Here is a 16,028-nt window from a genome sequence, read left to right as displayed (position 1 = left end):
TGAAGAAAAGGTGTCAATATTGAAAATTAATATGAATTAACAGTTGGAGGACGAGGGTATTCATTTTGAATTCTTTTTCCTAATATGAGTTCGACACAACTTATATAACAAGTGAAATTTCTCAGTGACATTTTCTTATTGAATCAAGTGTTTAAATTACAAATTGCTATAAAGATATTCTCAATTATGTATTAGACTGTCTAAAAAATATGCCTAATCCAATCACTTATGACCTAAGCTCAAAAGATGTTTCACTTTATATATTGTCTACAAATAAAAAACACTATGAAATTACCTTTTGTTGAAAAGTAATTTCATAGTGCTATCTTATAAATCAATGTAAAGTTTGGATGATGTATCGTATTTTAATGTGAAAGCATTATTTTAACTGTAGCAAGGATAATTATTTTTTATTTTTTATGAAGAAAACACCTTGCCATAATATAAAACCAATGAGTAAGCTATAAATGATTAAAAAGACATACCAAAAGGGCGTTAAAATCATCGTTGATATGAGAGATAGGATAATAATAATTGTACCTGTTGTCATTGGTCTTTTAATTTTACGAAATAGTGAAAGACGTTCAACTTCGTCTATTTTGAAAGTACCTACAAAAAGTAAAATCGCGCCTATTATAAATATCGTGGGTGATAAATATGGGATGGACATATACACCGATTGTGTGCTCGATTTATCTGTAATAAATTGCAATAAGCTTATAACAATAGCTAGTATTATAGCAATAAACTTTTGGTCAGAAATTACAAAAGGATATAGCTTGAAATTTAAATATATTTGTAAAAGTGTCCATATCATAAAGAGCGTGACGGTAAACATCGTAATAAAATTGAATTGATTAATCGCAAAAATATCAATCACACTATTGATTAAAATAGATAATAATATGGAGCTAAACTTAAGCTGTCTGAAACGATGTCGGTATAAATCGATGCCAAGAATTAGCAAGACGATGGCGATGTTAATTAATATATATATAATCATGTTGAACTCCTATTCGTAATTCTTCATCTCTTCATTATACCAATTAACATTAACTTAATCATTTCATAACACTCAGAAATATTTAACGTATTTTCAATATTAGACGCCTTTTTTATTACTCCATAATAATGTATGTAATTGTGGTAGTACATAGACATGATTCATATCACTACTTTGCATTACACGATCCACTAATTTCTCATATCTTTCAAGTAATTTATCTGTATGTTGGTCAACGTTATCATCAAGATAAGGATTGCCTACCTGTAGATAGAATGGGATGTTAGGATAACGATGATGAATTAATTTTGCAAAATCATAGTCTGCATCGTCAAAAATCACCACTTTCAAATTAAGTGAATGAAATGTACATTGATTTATAACAGAATCTAATACTTCTAGATTAGTTTTCATTCCCGAACTAGGGGGTTTTGGACTAATTGTTAAATCGTCAATTTGTGTCATCCATGATTGGAAACGACTACCTTGTGTCTCTAAAGCTGTATAAATATGTTTCTCTTCAAATAAATCTACTAATTCCTGTATACCTTTGATTAAAGCAGGGTTACCTCCAGATATAGTCACGTGATTAAATCGATGACCACCTATTTCAAGTAACGCTTCATAAATTTCTTCAGCAGTCATTAATTTGATATCTTCTTTAGCACTACCGTCCCAAGTAAATGCAGAATCACACCAGCTACATCTATAATCACAACCAGCTGTTCGTACAAACATTGTTTTTCTTCCTATTACACGACCTTCACCTTGAATTGTTGGTCCGAAAATTTCTAAAACGGGTATTTTAGCCATTTACACTTGATCTTCCTTTGGTCTATAAACTACGTAACTTGAAGGTGTTTCTCTAAGATAAACTTGAACACATTTCGGTTGATTCTCTCTTTGATTTAACTCTTTTTGAACAATGTGGTAAATCGTTTGTGCGACAATTTCTGTTGAGGGACTTTTATCCTTAAAAGCAGGCAAGTCATTAAGCAAATAATGGTCAAATTGTTCGTGAACTAGCTTTTTTAAATCTCTAAAATTAACTAAAAATCCACATTTATCTAGTGTATTACCAGCAATTGTTAAGTTGACGTAATATGTATGACCATGTGTACGAATACATTTTCCTGCTTCTTCAAAGGGAATATAATGTGCAGCAGAAAAGTTAAAATCTTTGTTAAGTTCGAATTGATATGGGTGAGTGACACTTGGATAAATTTGTTGCATTTTCTTATTCTTCTCCTTTATGTTCAAGATAATGTTTTAAACCTCTAGCTCTTAAGTGACATGCTGGACATTCACCACAGCCATCACCAATGATACCGTTATAACATGTTAATGTGTTGTGGCGAATATAATCTAACACACCTAGCTTATCGCTCAGTGCCCATGTCTGTGCTTTGTCTAACCACATTAATGGCGTATGAATGACAAAGTCTTTATCCATTGAAAGACTTAAAGTTACATTCATAGATTTGATAAAGTTATCTCTACAATCTGGATAACCTGAAAAATCTGTTTCACAAACACCAGTAATAATATGTTTAGCATGAATTTGATAGGCCAACGCGCCAGCAAAAGATAAAAACAATAGATTTCTAGCTGGTACGAAAGTATTAGGAATACCATCATCATTATCTTCAATTTGTAACTCATGTTGAGTAAGTGCATTGGGAGTAAGTTGAGATAGTAATGACATGTCTAAAATATGATGTTTCAAGTTTTGCTCTTTTGCAATTTTTTTTGCAACTTCAATTTCTGTATCATGTCGTTGTCCATAATTAAATGTAACGAGTTCTACTTCTTTAAAATGTTTTTTAGCGTAAAATAAACATGTCGTACTATCTTGACCACCACTAAATACGACAAGTGCTTTTTCTTTATTTAAGTCATTTTGCGACATTGATATGACTCCTCATCATTTTGATAATTTTGCATAAAAAAAAGTCTATCTCTATAAAAAAGATAGACAGAAATATTAAAGACATATATAGTCTTAACGTTATAATATGAAGAAATTCATTATTGAAATTTTCATGTCTAGTTTTTTATAGAGGGTTTCGGCTAGGAACCTCTGTTATTATTTTGTACGGAACATAGAATAAACGAAATGCTATATAAAATCAAGTCCTGTTCTGTGATAATAGAGGGTAAGAACTATAATAATTAACAATCTTTATCGATAATTGAGGTATGAATATGATTTTAATGATAGATAATCAAGATTCTTTTACATATAACTTAATAGATTATATTAAGGTACAAACTACTGAAGAAGTGAAAATCATTTCTGTAAATGATTTGATGATACAGCATCTCGATGAATTGAATCCGAGAGCGATTGTCATTTCACCTGGACCTGGGAAACCAAGTGATTATCCAATACTATCATCAGTATTAGAAATATTTCACCGTCACGTTCCCATTTTGGGTGTCTGTTTAGGTTTTCAATTAATCATTGAATACTTTGGAGGAAACATTATCCATAATGATAAACCTGTTCATGGACATATTACCAAGATAAGCCATAGCAATGAGGGTATTTTTAAAGGTCTACCATCATATTTTAACGTAATGAGATACCATTCACTTATGGCTGACCCTTCTACAATATCTAGCGTATTAAAAGTCACAGCGCTGAACCGCGAGAATGTTATTATGGCTGTTGCACATCGTAAGTATCCTATTTATGGCTTACAGTATCATCCTGAATCAATACTAAGTGAATATGGTCACGAACAATTAAATTTATTCTTAACCGAGGTAGGGGTTAAATATGCACATTGAATTTAAGTATCGCTATTATGAGAATGAAAAGGACTATGAAGACTATCAATTAGAAATGGATAATGCTCAAGATTTTAAAATTGCATATCGTCTTGATGAAGTAGGGGATGTCATTCACTTTGCAGAACAAGAACAACGTAACGGAAGTTATGTTGCACTTTATGTTACTTATGAAGCAGCACCTTTTTTTAATAAGGAAATGGTGGTCAATATCGTGGAACAATCCCATATTTTTGCTGCGGCTTATTCATTTAAATCGGTCAATTCGATAAAAAATATAAAAAAAGTAATGTCTACTAAAAATCATATAAAAACTGAAGGATTTTATTTTTGTGAAAGTGATAAAGCGATGATTAACAAGGTTAAATCGATTCATAAAGCCATCATCGAAGGGGCAACGTATCAGGTGAATTACACAACGCGCTTAAAAGCAGAAATTTTCTGTCCTATAAGTCACTTATATCATCAACTTACTATGTCACAAAATGGTAATTATACCGTTTTAATGGACACACCTGATATAAAAGTAGCATCAATATCGCCTGAACTTTTCTTTCAAAAAGGTGACTATAAAGGTAAATCAAATATGATTGTTAGCAAGCCGATGAAAGGAACCATGCCTAGAGGAAAAAATATTAAAGAAGATGAGCTATATTATAATAATTTAAAAACTTCCTCTAAAGATATGGCAGAGAATGTGATGATTGTAGACTTATTACGTAACGATATTACAAGAATTGCTCAAAGTGGAACTATAGATGTACCTGAACTGTTTTCGATTGAGAAATATGACACAGTTTTCCAAATGACCAGTACAGTTTGTGGCCAATTACAAGATGACATTCAATTAATAGATATGATGCGAGCGCTCTTTCCTTGTGGTTCTATTACAGGTGCACCAAAAATAAATACAATGCAATATATAGCTCAGTTGGAGGACATGCCAAGATCCATTTACTGTGGAACAATTGGCTTATTACTTCCAAACCAAAGGATGATATTTAATATACCTATACGGACAATTGAGTATAATCATGAAGAAGCGGTTTATGGGGTGGGTGCTGGTATAACAATTGATTCAATACCTGAAAATGAAGTTCAAGAATTTCACGATAAAACTAAAATTTTGGAGCGGTTATAATATGCAGTTATTTGAAACAATGAAATTGGATAGGGGATTCATTCCTCGGCTTGATTACCATTATCAACGTATTTCAACTTCTAGTGAGCATCTAGGATTTCAATTTGATCATCTATTTTGGAAGCAGTTTATTCATAATATAAAAACCTTGCATTCAAAAGGCGTATATCGTTTGAAGGTGACGTTAAACAAAGAAGGGGAACTCAACTATGAGTTATTTCCGATAGCCGATAAACCTTTTTTTACCGCACGACTAGTTCAACAAAAAAAGAATATTGATAAAGTAATCATAACTAATAAAACAACAGAACGTGATTATTTAACACATAATCATTTCACAGATTTAATACTGATCTATGATGAAGAAGGTAAAATTTTAGAGTTTGACATTGGCAACGTAATGATACAAGAAAGAGATAAATTGTATACACCAACATATAAAGAAGACATGCTCCCCGGCTGTATGAGACAATCTCTTATAGATCAAGGGAAAGTTATAGAAAAAGATTTTTATATCGAAGAATTTATAGAAAAAATCAAATCGAGTCAAATCAACGTCTATTTAATCAATAGCTTAAGAGAGGTTGTCGGTGTTAAAGTATATGTATAATATATTTATGAAAAAGAATTTTAATGATAAAAAATAATGAGGTAGCCTATGACATTATTATGGTTAGCTATATTAATACTTCTTACTGTATTAGGTAAAAAGATGTCAAACCAAGCCATTAAAAACAATCAAGTGCTTATTGCTAAGTTAATAGCTACTATAACTACATTTTGTGCGTTTGTGTTGGTTTATTTGCTTATGCAATCTATAATGCCACATATTATTAAATTGATGAATGTGTTTTATCATCATTAATTTTGACGAGGTGATATTATGAAAATATATAGTCAAGGCGACCAAGCCATTGTTGTTTCAATAGAGAAAAATGTATCTCAAAGACTGACAGAAGATTTACTTTCATTGAGAGCATATTTAATTGATAAATCGTATCCATTTATTACTGAAATTGTAGCTACAGAATCTGACCTAATGATTTGCTATGACGCAAGAGATATGATTAAACATCACCATATTCAGTCACCATTTTTATATATGAAAGCTTTAATTGATTCTATAAAATTAGAAATTAGACATCATCGGCAACAACTTCAAGCGAAATATATTCAAAAACAACAATCTGTTAATATTCCAGTTATATATGGCGGAGAATTTGGGCCTGATTTACAACATTTGTTAAAGCATCTTAAACTCAAATTAGAGGATTTTGTAAAATTACACACTCAAGAAAAATATTTTGTATCAATGATGGGGTATTCACCAGGATTTCCGTATCTTACCGGAATGAATAAAAAATTACATGTGAACCACACAAGTAAAAAGAAAAAATTCATCCCTTGTGGATCAGTTATTATTGAAGGGGAAAAATGTGGAATAGTGACTACTGATACATATAATGATTGGTTAGTTATAGGATATACACCAGTTCAACTTTTCTTTCCTGAGCAACAAAACTTTACATTATTAAAGCTAGGAGACAATGTCACATTTGAGTCTAAAGGTATCAATGAAATAGAGCTAGGAGATTATAAAATATGTCAATCATAATTGAAAATAGTGGTCTATTTAGTAGCTTTCAAGATTTTGGCAGAAAGGGATATGAACATGAAGGTGTCATCCCGAGTGGTGCACTAGATGAATTAGCACATGAAATAGCCAACCGTCTGGTTGCAAATGACAAGAATGAAGCAACACTTGAAATGACTCAAAAAATGGCAACAATTCGCTTCACTGAGCCGGCACTAATAGCTTTAACAGGTGGAAATTTTAAAGCTGAAACTGAACATATGAAAATTTATCCTAATAAATTATATCTCATCAATGAAGGTGAGACATTGAAATTTAATGAAACCAGCCGAACATCACGCGTTTATCTAGCAGTTGGTGGCGGTTTTAAACTAGAAAAATGGCTTCATTCAGCATCTACAGATTTTAATGTGGAGATTGGTGGTTTTGAGGGGAGAAAGCTTAAGAAAGGTGATGAAATAGAATTAAAACACCATTATTCTCAACGACATCTTAAGCTATTTGAAAACTTATCTGACAAACGTACAACTGATTGGGGAATTGATGGTTACGCATTGTCTTTTAATTATGTTTCGGATGTTTTTCATGTTATTAGAAATAAGGGAACGGAAGATTTTAAAAAAGAGGCGACGCGTCGTTTTACAATGGCTGAATATAGTGTGTCCAGTAAAACAAATAGAGTAGGTATGGTGCTTGATGGACCCCAAATCAAAGCATACTATGATGATATGCCGGCTCATCAATCAGTAAAAAGAGGAACCATTCAAGTTAAGAGAGATGGCACACCGATTGTATTATTAAACGATCATTATACATTAGGAAGTTATCCTCAAATAGGTACAATCGCAAGCTATCATCTAACAAAATTAGCACAAAAACCACAAGGCTCAAAATTGAAATTTCAATTTATAGATATCGAAACTGCAGAAAAAAACTTAATAAAGTATAGCAATTGGTTAAATCAATTGTTCCATGGTATTGAACATCGTATGCAATTAGAAATGTTAAAGTGACGTATAACTATGGAATTGTTTTCCCATAAATAAAAAAGAAGTAGTCTTGTGCACGTACATCAGATTTGGAACTTAAATTGAATCGTCCTGGAGACTGATGAACATAAGAAATACTGAGTTTATAATGAATCATTATATATGTAAAAGAACTCAATTATTTAAAATTTTAATAGCACTTTTATGTTGACAATTTACCTGTATAGCGTGCTTTTACTTGATATTTAAGACATAATACTATATATTTATAAATTGAACTATGTATTTTTATTACAATAAGATTACAAACATTTAAAAATCTTAATAAAAAGTTAACAACTACATAGTCTAAACAATGACGTATTCGCATTTACGATTTATATCAAATTTTTAAATTTATAAATAGAAATAATCGATTTGATCAAATGAATATAAAGTAATTTAAAAGATAGTTATAATTTGAATTAACTGAAGGTAAAGTGAATCATTTAACGTAAAAATGATTCATTACTAAAAACGGAGGAAACAAACATGAGTTTACCCAAGAAGAAAATAGGAATTTTTGCGTTCTTCTTATTAACGGTATTCACCATTACTTTGAAGACATATTTTTCATATTATGTTGACTTTTCTTTAGGTGTCAAGGGTTTAGTACAAAACTTAATATTGCTTATGAATCCTTATAGTTTGATTGCACTTGTACTAAGTGTTTTCCTATTTTTTAAAGGTAAGAAGGCATTTTGGTTCATCTTTATTGGAGGATTTTTACTTACGTTTCTACTTTACGCAAACGTTGTGTACTTCAGATTTTTCTCAGATTTCTTAACTTTTAGTACACTAAACCAAGCAGGCAACGTTGAATCAATGGGTGGTGCAGTAAGTGCTTCTTTCAAATGGTATGACTTTGTCTATTTCATTGACACTATTATCTACCTTGCCATTTTAATATTTAAACGTAAATGGTTAGATAATAGAGCATTCAGTAAAAAATTTGTACCCGTTGTAATGGCTACGTCAGTAGCATTATTTTTCTTAAATTTAGCGTTTGCAGAAACAGACCGTCCCGAATTATTAACAAGAACTTTTGATCATAAATATCTTGTGAAATACTTAGGACCATATAACTTCACTGTTTATGACGGTGTAAAAACAATCGAAAATAATCAGCAAAAAGCACTAGCTTCTGAAGACGACTTAACTAAAGTGCTGAATTACACTAAGCAGAAACGTACTGAACCAAATCCTGAATATTACGGTGCAGCGAAAAAGAAAAATATAATTAAAATTCACCTTGAAAGTTTCCAGACTTTCTTAATCAATAAAAAGGTAAATGGTAAAGAGGTTACACCGTTTTTAAATAAATTATCTAGTGGTAACCAAGATTTTACGTATTTCCCAAACTTTTTCCATCAAACAGGGCAAGGTAAAACATCTGACTCAGAGTTTACAATGGACAACAGTTTATATGGCTTGCCACAAGGATCAGCCTATTCACTGAAGGGAGATAATACGTATCAATCATTACCTGCTATACTAGATCAAAAGCAAGGTTATACATCTAATGTAATGCATGGTGACTACAAAACATTTTGGAATCGAGATCAAGTTTATAAACATTTCGGTATTGACAATTTCTATGATGCTACTTACTATGACATGTCTGACGACAATATTGTTAATCTTGGTTTAAAAGATAAACCATTCTTTAAAGCATCAGCAGATTATCAATCTAAAATGAAAAAGCCATTTTATTCACACTTAATTACTTTAACTAACCACTATCCTTTCACATTAGATGAAGAGGATGCTTCTATTGATAAACCTAATACTGGTGACTCAACAGTAGACGGTTATATACAAACGGCACACTATCTCGACCAAGCTTTAGAGGAATATATTACTGATCTTAAGAAAAAAGGTCTATATGATAATTCAGTCATTATGATTTATGGAGACCATTATGGTATTTCAGAAAATCATAATAATGCTATGGAAAAATTATTAGGTGAGAAGATTACACCAGCTAAATTTACAGATTTAAACCGCACTGGTTTCTGGTTAAAAGTTCCAGGTAAATCAGGGGGCGTAAATAAAGAGTATGCTGGACAAATGGATGTAATGCCTACATTACTGCATCTTGTTGGTATTGATAGCAAGAATTACCTAATGTTTGGCTCTGACATGCTCTCTAAACAACACAATAACGTAGTACCGTTTAGAAATGGTGATTTTATCACTGAAGATTATAAGTATGTGAATGGTAAAATTTACTCAAATAAAGATAATGAATTGCTTACTGAAAAACCTAAAGACTTCGATAAAAATAAAAAACAAGTTGAGAAAGATCTTGAAATGAGTGACAGCGTGTTAAATGGTGACTTGTTCAGATTCTACAAAAATCCTGACTTTAAAAAAGTAAATCCTGGTAAATATGAATATAAATCAGGTCCAAAAGGGAACGAAAAAAAATAGTTTTTTCAGTGAGTTGAAATTGTTAAGAGGTTGGGACATAATTCCTAGCAAAATAGCCAGTAAATGAGTTTTTATAAATTCATTTACTGGCTTCTTTATTTACAATACTTCGTATTGTTGGCTGGCTTTCTTAGGGGATAGCTTCATCCTGTATTCTTTAGCTTGTCCTATTCTCTCAAGAGTTTCGCCAAAATACTTTGTATTTATATGTAATTTAACAATGAAATACTTTCAAAAATAAGGCCCTTTCGTATAATTTAACAAATACCACTAAACGAAATTAACGAGGTGCCTTATGTATAAAGATTATAATATGACTCAACTTACTTTACTAAAGGAAACTTCAGTACTTATCCCCACACATGATATGTTACAATATGTGAATGATATTGTTGAAATAATTCCCGATACTGAATTCAGACATCATCGAGGTGCAACATTATATCATCTCAATATGATGTTGAAAATAGTGTTATATGCCTACACAAAATTTGTGTTTTCAGGACGTAAGATAGAAAATTTACTCAATGTTAGCATCCGAATGATGTGGCTATCACAAAATCAAAAGTTTTCTTTTAAAACGATTAATCGATGCAAAAACAAATAAAAAAATAATGAAGAATTATAGTTGGTAATATTTTAAAGGCCAAATTAATAAAAAGCTTTCAGAACCAAAAAACATCTACAGTCAAAGAAAAATTGATGTAGAGCTTGTTTTTGTATTTATGAAGCTTATTTTGGGTTCCACTTGTATGTCCGTTTGAAGGAGAAATAAAGTCAAAAGAGAACTAGGATTTGTGCTGATGACACTTAATATAATAAAAGTAACAGTTCAACGAGCTGAAAATAATCAAAAAAATTATAAAAAAGACAATTTCTATATTAATTCAATAGAAATTGTCTTTATTTACTTATCCTAGAACTTTATGTTCCAGGCTCTTATTTTTATGTTAATGTCTTTACTAATCATTTTGAAATTAGAATATCTTTAAGAGTGACTTCTGTATTTAATATATTTTTGTACAAATAAAGTAACTTTGAAACTTTCAATGACACACCTTTTTCAGAAAAAAACATTAATATCAACATATAACTTTATAAGTATGTTTTATTTATATTGGAATTAATTGAAGTCATTTGTTTTATTAACTATAAAACAAAATCTCAAATTTTTATTATGATTAATGTTAAGGACAATGAAGTTCTCCGATTATAAATGATTGGGTTATAAGGCTAAATATAAACTAAAACAATATAGTTGATTAATCTATTATGATTCTTTTTTTAATGATATGAATTATCCAAGTGCAACGTCTAGAATCATCATAATTGTAAAACCAATCATTAGACTTAAAGTTGCCAAATCAGTGTTGTTACTTGATTGAGAATCAGGTATCAGTTCTTCAACAACAACGAAAATCATTGCACCTGCAGCAAACGCCAGTGCATAAGGCAATATAGGATTTACCACTAAAATTGCCGCAGCACCGATAGTAGCGAAAATAGGCTCAACAATTGCTGAAGCTTGTCCATAATTAAATGCTTTCCAACGTGTTGCACCTGCGGCACGGATTGGCATCGATAGTGCTGCACCTTCAGGAATATTCTGTATGCCGATACCTATCGCTAGACCAATCGCACCTAAAAATGTAGCGTGACTGTTACCAGATACAACACCACCGAATGCAACTCCGATAGATAGTCCTTCAGGTATGTTGTGAAGTGTGATAGCTAACACAAGTAGTGCATTTTTTCCAAGAGAGGTAGGCACACCCTCTTGTTGTTGGTTTTTATCTTGGGCATTTTGGTGAATATGGGGAATAATATAATCTAGAACCCTGATAAAAACGCCACCGAGAATAAAACCTATTGCTGCAGGAAGCCATGGCATAGCGCTATTTTCACTTGATTCAATTGCGGGTTGTAATAATGACCAAAAACTTGCTGCTATCATGATTCCAGCTGCAAAACCTTGCATCGAATTTAAGACTTTATCATTCACTTTCTTAAATATAAAAACTGCTGCCGCACCCAAAGCAGTTAGTAACCACGTGATTATTCCGGCTATAAGCGCCTGAATGTAGGGTGGTGCGTTTTGGAATAAATCTGACATATCTAAGTCTCCTTATATCTTTTGAATCTAAAAAGGTGTATAATATATAGAACTGAATTTAGCTTAACAAAATTTTTTTGAAAATTCGATAGTTGACAATTTCCAGTATTTGAAAAGGAAGATAAGCATGGAAGCATACAAAATTGAACATTTAAATAAATCCTATGCAGATAAAGAAATTTTTAATGATCTTAACCTATCTATATCTGAGCATGAAAGAATTGGATTAGTAGGTATTAATGGAACAGGTAAAAGTACACTATTAAAAGTCATTGGTGGTCTAGACGAAGATTTTACTGCAGATATTACCCACCCTAATCAATATCGCATTCGTTATTCCTCTCAAAAACAAGACCTCAATGGTCATATGACTGTGTTCGAAGCTGTTTTAAGTTCGGATACCCCTACATTAAGAATTATAAAAAAATATGAAGAAGCGGTTAATCGCTATGCGTTAGATCAAAGTGACTCTAATTTTAATAAAATGATGGAAGCACAAGAAGAAATGGATCAAAAGGATGCATGGGATTATAATGCAGAAATTAAAACGATTTTATCTAAACTAGGGATTCACGATACAACTAAGAAAATAGTTGAACTTTCGGGTGGTCAACAAAAAAGAGTTGTATTGGCTAAAACTCTAATAGAGCAACCGGATTTACTTTTGCTAGATGAACCGACGAACCATCTTGACTTTGAATCCATCCGTTGGCTTATTAATTATGTTAAGCAATATCCGCATACAGTTTTATTTGTAACACATGATCGCTACTTTTTAAATGAAGTATCGACGCGAATTATTGAACTGGATAGAGGGAAGTTAAAAACATATCCAGGTAATTATGAAGATTACATAGTAATGCGTGCAGAAAATGAATTAGTAGAACAAAAGCAACAAGAAAAACAAAAAGCATTGTATAAACAAGAGCTAGCATGGATGCGAGCAGGAGCAAAGGCAAGAACTACTAAACAACAGGCACGTATCAATAGATTTAATCAACTGGAATCAGATGTTAAGACGCAACATACACAAGATAAGGGTGAACTTAATCTTGCATATTCAAGGTTAGGTAAACAAGTATATGAGTTAAAGAATTTATCAAAATCAATTAATAATAAAGTTTTATTTGAAGGTGTCACTGAAATTATTCAAAGTGATAGACGTATAGGTATTGTAGGACCTAATGGAGCGGGGAAAACAACATTACTTAATATTTTAAGTAATGAAGATCAGGACTATGAGGGTGAGCTCAAAATCGGTCAGACTGTTAAGGTTGCTTATTTTAAGCAAACCGAAGAGACACTTGAACGTGATATTAGAGTGATTGACTATCTAAGAGAAGAAAGTGAAATGGCTAAAGAAAAAGATGGTACCTCAATTTCAGTTACACAATTGTTAGAAAGATTTTTATTTCCGAGCGTTACACACGGTAAAAAAGTTTATAAACTTTCAGGTGGAGAACAAAAGCGCCTGTATTTATTGCGTTTACTTGTTCATAAACCTAATGTACTCCTTTTAGATGAACCGACTAATGATTTAGATACTGAAACACTTACGATTTTAGAAGATTACATTGATGATTTTGGTGGTTCTGTCATTACGGTCAGTCATGATCGTTATTTCTTAAATAAAGTGGTACAAGAATATTGGTTTATTCATGATGGTAAAATCGAAAAAATTATTGGATCATTTGAAGATTATGAATCTTTTAAAAAGGAACATGAACGCCAAGCCATGTTATCTAAACAAACTGAACAACAAAATAAATATAAGCATCAACCAAAAAAGAAAACAGGACTTTCCTATAAAGAGAAGTTAGAATACGAAACAATTATGACGCGTATAGAAATGACTGAAACGCGTTTAGAAGAGCTTGAACAAGAAATGATAAATGCAAGTGATAATTATGCAAGAATCAAAGAACTTAATGAGGAAAAAGAGCAACTTGAAGCAACTTATGAAGCAGACATCACGAGATGGAGTGAGCTTGAAGAAATTAAAGAACAATAAGGGGAATGTAATCATGCAAAAGACTTTATCGCATTATTTTGGTTATAAGTCATTTCGACCAGGACAAGAAGAAATTATAACTAAAATATTAAATCATCAGCATACACTGGGTGTACTACCTACCGGTGGCGGTAAATCGATATGCTATCAAGTACCGGGTTTAATGCAGGGTGGCACAACTATTGTTATAAGTCCACTTATTTCTTTGATGAAAGACCAAGTTGATCAACTACAAGCAATGGGAATTCAAGCTGCATATTTGAATAGTAGTTTGACTCATAAACAACAAAAAGAGATTGAAGAGCGAATAAAGCGTGGCGCCATTCAGTTTTTATATGTAGCTCCAGAGCGCTTTGAAAATACATTTTTTCTAAATTTATTACGTAAAATAAAAATACCCCTTATCGCTTTTGATGAAGCACACTGTATATCGAAGTGGGGACATGATTTTAGACCTAGTTACCAAAGTGTCATACAAAAAGTTTTTACATTACCTCAAAGCTTCACAATAGTTGCACTTACAGCTACGGCAACTGCTGAAGTTCAACAAGATATCATGTCTAAGTTATCAATTGGACAAAATGATGTTGTCAAGACAAGTACTAAAAGACGCAATTTAATCTTCAAAGTCAATCCCACTTATCAGCGCCAAAAATTTGTTGTGGATTATGTTGCAAATCATGAAGGGCAGGCAGGAATCATTTATTGTTCTACTCGTAAGCAGGTTGAAGAATTACACGAAGCTCTAAATAGTGAAAAAATTAAGAGCACAATTTATCATGCTGGTTTAACGAATAAAGAGAGAATAGAGGCGCAAAATGATTTCTTGTATGATCGTGTAGAGGTTGTCATTGCGACAAATGCATTTGGTATGGGTATTGATAAATCAAATGTACGTTATGTCATTCACTATAACATGCCTGGAGATTTGGAATCTTACTATCAGGAAGCTGGACGTGCGGGACGTGATGGTTTAAAAAGTGAATGCATCCTTTTGTTTAGTGAACGAGATAAGGGATTACATGAGTATTTTATTACTGTATCCCAAGCTGATGATGACTATAAAGATAAAATGGGCGAAAAATTAACAAAAATGATTCAATATACCAAAACGAAAAAGTGCTTAGAAGCGACAATTGTTCATTATTTTGAACCCAATGAAAATCTAGAGGAATGCAATCAATGTAGTAATTGTATACAGGAAAATAAAACGTATGATATGACACGTGAAGCTAAAATGATTATTAGCTGTATTGCTCGAATGAAGCAACAGGAAAGTTATAGTGTTATTATACAAGTTTTACGTGGAGAAGTGACAGATTATATAAAACACCATCATTATAATGAATTAACGACACATGGATTGATGAAAAATTACACAACATCTGAGTTATCACACTTAATTGATGAGTTACGTTTCAAAGGATATTTAAATGAAAATGATGAAATTCTTATGTGTGATACATCGGTGAAGCAATTACTAAATAATCATACCAAGGTTTATACCACTCCGTTTAAACAAAAAACTAAAGAGAAGGTATTTATCAACACTGTTGAAGGTGTGGATAGAGCGTTATATCGTGAGCTTGTTGATGTACGTAAACAGTTAAGTGATACACTTGGAATAGCACCTGTAAGTATATTTTCTGATTACACACTCGAAGAATTTGCTAAGCGTAAACCTGAATCGAAACAAGAAATGATTGCTATTGATGGTGTAGGAAGTTATAAATTAAAGCATTATTGTCCTAAGTTTATCGAAACCATACAAAGCTATAAAACTAGTATATAAATGATTAAACGACGAAATCTCCTATCTTTTGATTTCGTCGTTTTTTAATTATATGAAGTTAGATATTAAGTATTAATAATACTTTTTGTTAATTTGGATTTTGAAATACAATAAATGTTA

The 16,028-nt window shown here is 31.7% G+C and carries 14 protein-coding genes, 1 pseudogene and 1 riboswitch; of the genes and pseudogenes, 10 read left to right on the top strand and 5 right to left on the bottom strand.

Translation table 11 applies throughout. From position 1 onward, the window contains the following. Positions 1–403 precede the first annotated feature (403 nt). From NST35_RS10095 to queC, 4 genes are all read right to left on the bottom strand, one after another. Positions 404–1,003, bottom strand: a complete 600-nt coding sequence (locus NST35_RS10095) for a hypothetical protein (protein ID WP_002445900.1) — start codon at positions 1,001–1,003, stop codon at positions 404–406. 99 nt (positions 1,004–1,102) lie between these two features. Next, entirely contained in the window at positions 1,103–1,816 is a 714-nt protein-coding gene (gene queE / locus NST35_RS10090; RefSeq protein ID WP_002457623.1) for a 7-carboxy-7-deazaguanine synthase QueE, read from the bottom strand. After that, the gene (gene queD / locus NST35_RS10085; protein ID WP_002445902.1) at positions 1,817–2,236 is read right to left on the bottom strand and encodes a 6-carboxytetrahydropterin synthase QueD; all 420 of its coding nucleotides are present in this window, start codon (positions 2,234–2,236) and stop codon (positions 1,817–1,819) included. Between the two features lie 4 nt (positions 2,237–2,240). After that, entirely contained in the window at positions 2,241–2,912 is a 672-nt protein-coding gene (queC, locus tag NST35_RS10080; RefSeq protein WP_002457622.1) for a 7-cyano-7-deazaguanine synthase QueC, read from the bottom strand. Between the two features lie 131 nt (positions 2,913–3,043). Further along, positions 3,044–3,090, bottom strand: a riboswitch (PreQ1 riboswitch). 118 nt (positions 3,091–3,208) lie between these two features. Between queC and NST35_RS10075 the strand changes: the two genes are divergently transcribed. From NST35_RS10075 to NST35_RS12540, 8 genes and pseudogenes are all read left to right on the top strand, one after another. After that, positions 3,209–3,796: an anthranilate synthase component II gene (locus NST35_RS10075; RefSeq protein WP_002457621.1), complete on the top strand. Its 588-nt coding sequence runs from the start codon at positions 3,209–3,211 to the stop codon at positions 3,794–3,796. After that, positions 3,786–4,937, top strand: a complete 1,152-nt coding sequence (locus NST35_RS10070) for a chorismate-binding protein (RefSeq protein WP_002457620.1) — start codon at positions 3,786–3,788, stop codon at positions 4,935–4,937. The genes NST35_RS10075 and NST35_RS10070 overlap by 11 nt, the downstream gene beginning before the upstream one ends. A 1-nt stretch (position 4,938) precedes the next feature. Next, positions 4,939–5,547 (top strand): aminotransferase class IV, encoded by a 609-nt coding sequence (locus NST35_RS10065; protein ID WP_002457619.1) that lies wholly within the window; start codon positions 4,939–4,941, stop codon positions 5,545–5,547. A 48-nt stretch (positions 5,548–5,595) separates the two neighbouring features. After that, on the top strand, positions 5,596–5,802 hold the full coding sequence (locus NST35_RS10060) for a hypothetical protein (protein ID WP_001830353.1): 207 nt from the start codon (positions 5,596–5,598) through the stop codon (positions 5,800–5,802). A gap of 18 nt (positions 5,803–5,820) precedes the next feature. After that, complete coding sequence (locus tag NST35_RS10055) at positions 5,821–6,552, top strand: 5-oxoprolinase subunit B family protein (protein WP_002457618.1); 732 nt, start codon at positions 5,821–5,823, stop codon at positions 6,550–6,552. Beyond that, positions 6,540–7,544: a 5-oxoprolinase subunit C family protein gene (locus NST35_RS10050; RefSeq protein WP_002457617.1), complete on the top strand. Its 1,005-nt coding sequence runs from the start codon at positions 6,540–6,542 to the stop codon at positions 7,542–7,544. The genes NST35_RS10055 and NST35_RS10050 overlap by 13 nt, the downstream gene beginning before the upstream one ends. A 507-nt stretch (positions 7,545–8,051) precedes the next feature. Beyond that, positions 8,052–9,992, top strand: a complete 1,941-nt coding sequence (ltaS, locus tag NST35_RS10045; protein ID WP_002457615.1) for a polyglycerol-phosphate lipoteichoic acid synthase LtaS — start codon at positions 8,052–8,054, stop codon at positions 9,990–9,992. Positions 9,993–10,287: 295 nt separating this feature from the next. Then, positions 10,288–10,584 (top strand): annotated as a pseudogene (locus NST35_RS12540) (transposase); the annotation flags it as partial. Positions 10,585–11,289: 705 nt separating this feature from the next. Here the strand turns inward: NST35_RS12540 and NST35_RS10035 are convergent. Further along, positions 11,290–12,105, bottom strand: a complete 816-nt coding sequence (locus tag NST35_RS10035; protein ID WP_001829605.1) for a ZIP family metal transporter — start codon at positions 12,103–12,105, stop codon at positions 11,290–11,292. A 121-nt stretch (positions 12,106–12,226) separates the two neighbouring features. On the opposite strand from NST35_RS10035, the gene NST35_RS10030 reads away from it, so the two are divergent. After that, positions 12,227–14,116 (top strand): ABC-F family ATP-binding cassette domain-containing protein, encoded by a 1,890-nt coding sequence (locus NST35_RS10030; protein WP_192805692.1) that lies wholly within the window; start codon positions 12,227–12,229, stop codon positions 14,114–14,116. Between the two features lie 10 nt (positions 14,117–14,126). Then, a complete protein-coding gene (gene recQ, locus NST35_RS10025; RefSeq protein ID WP_100198936.1) occupies positions 14,127–15,908 on the top strand; it encodes a DNA helicase RecQ in 1,782 nt (593 codons plus the stop codon). Positions 15,909–16,028 lie beyond the last annotated feature (120 nt).

This window comes from Staphylococcus sp. FSL W8-0304 (genome assembly GCF_038006565.1).
GTDB classification, from domain to species: Bacteria; Bacillota; Bacilli; order Staphylococcales; family Staphylococcaceae; genus Staphylococcus; species Staphylococcus epidermidis.
This window is presented reverse-complemented; position numbering and strand designations above follow the sequence as displayed.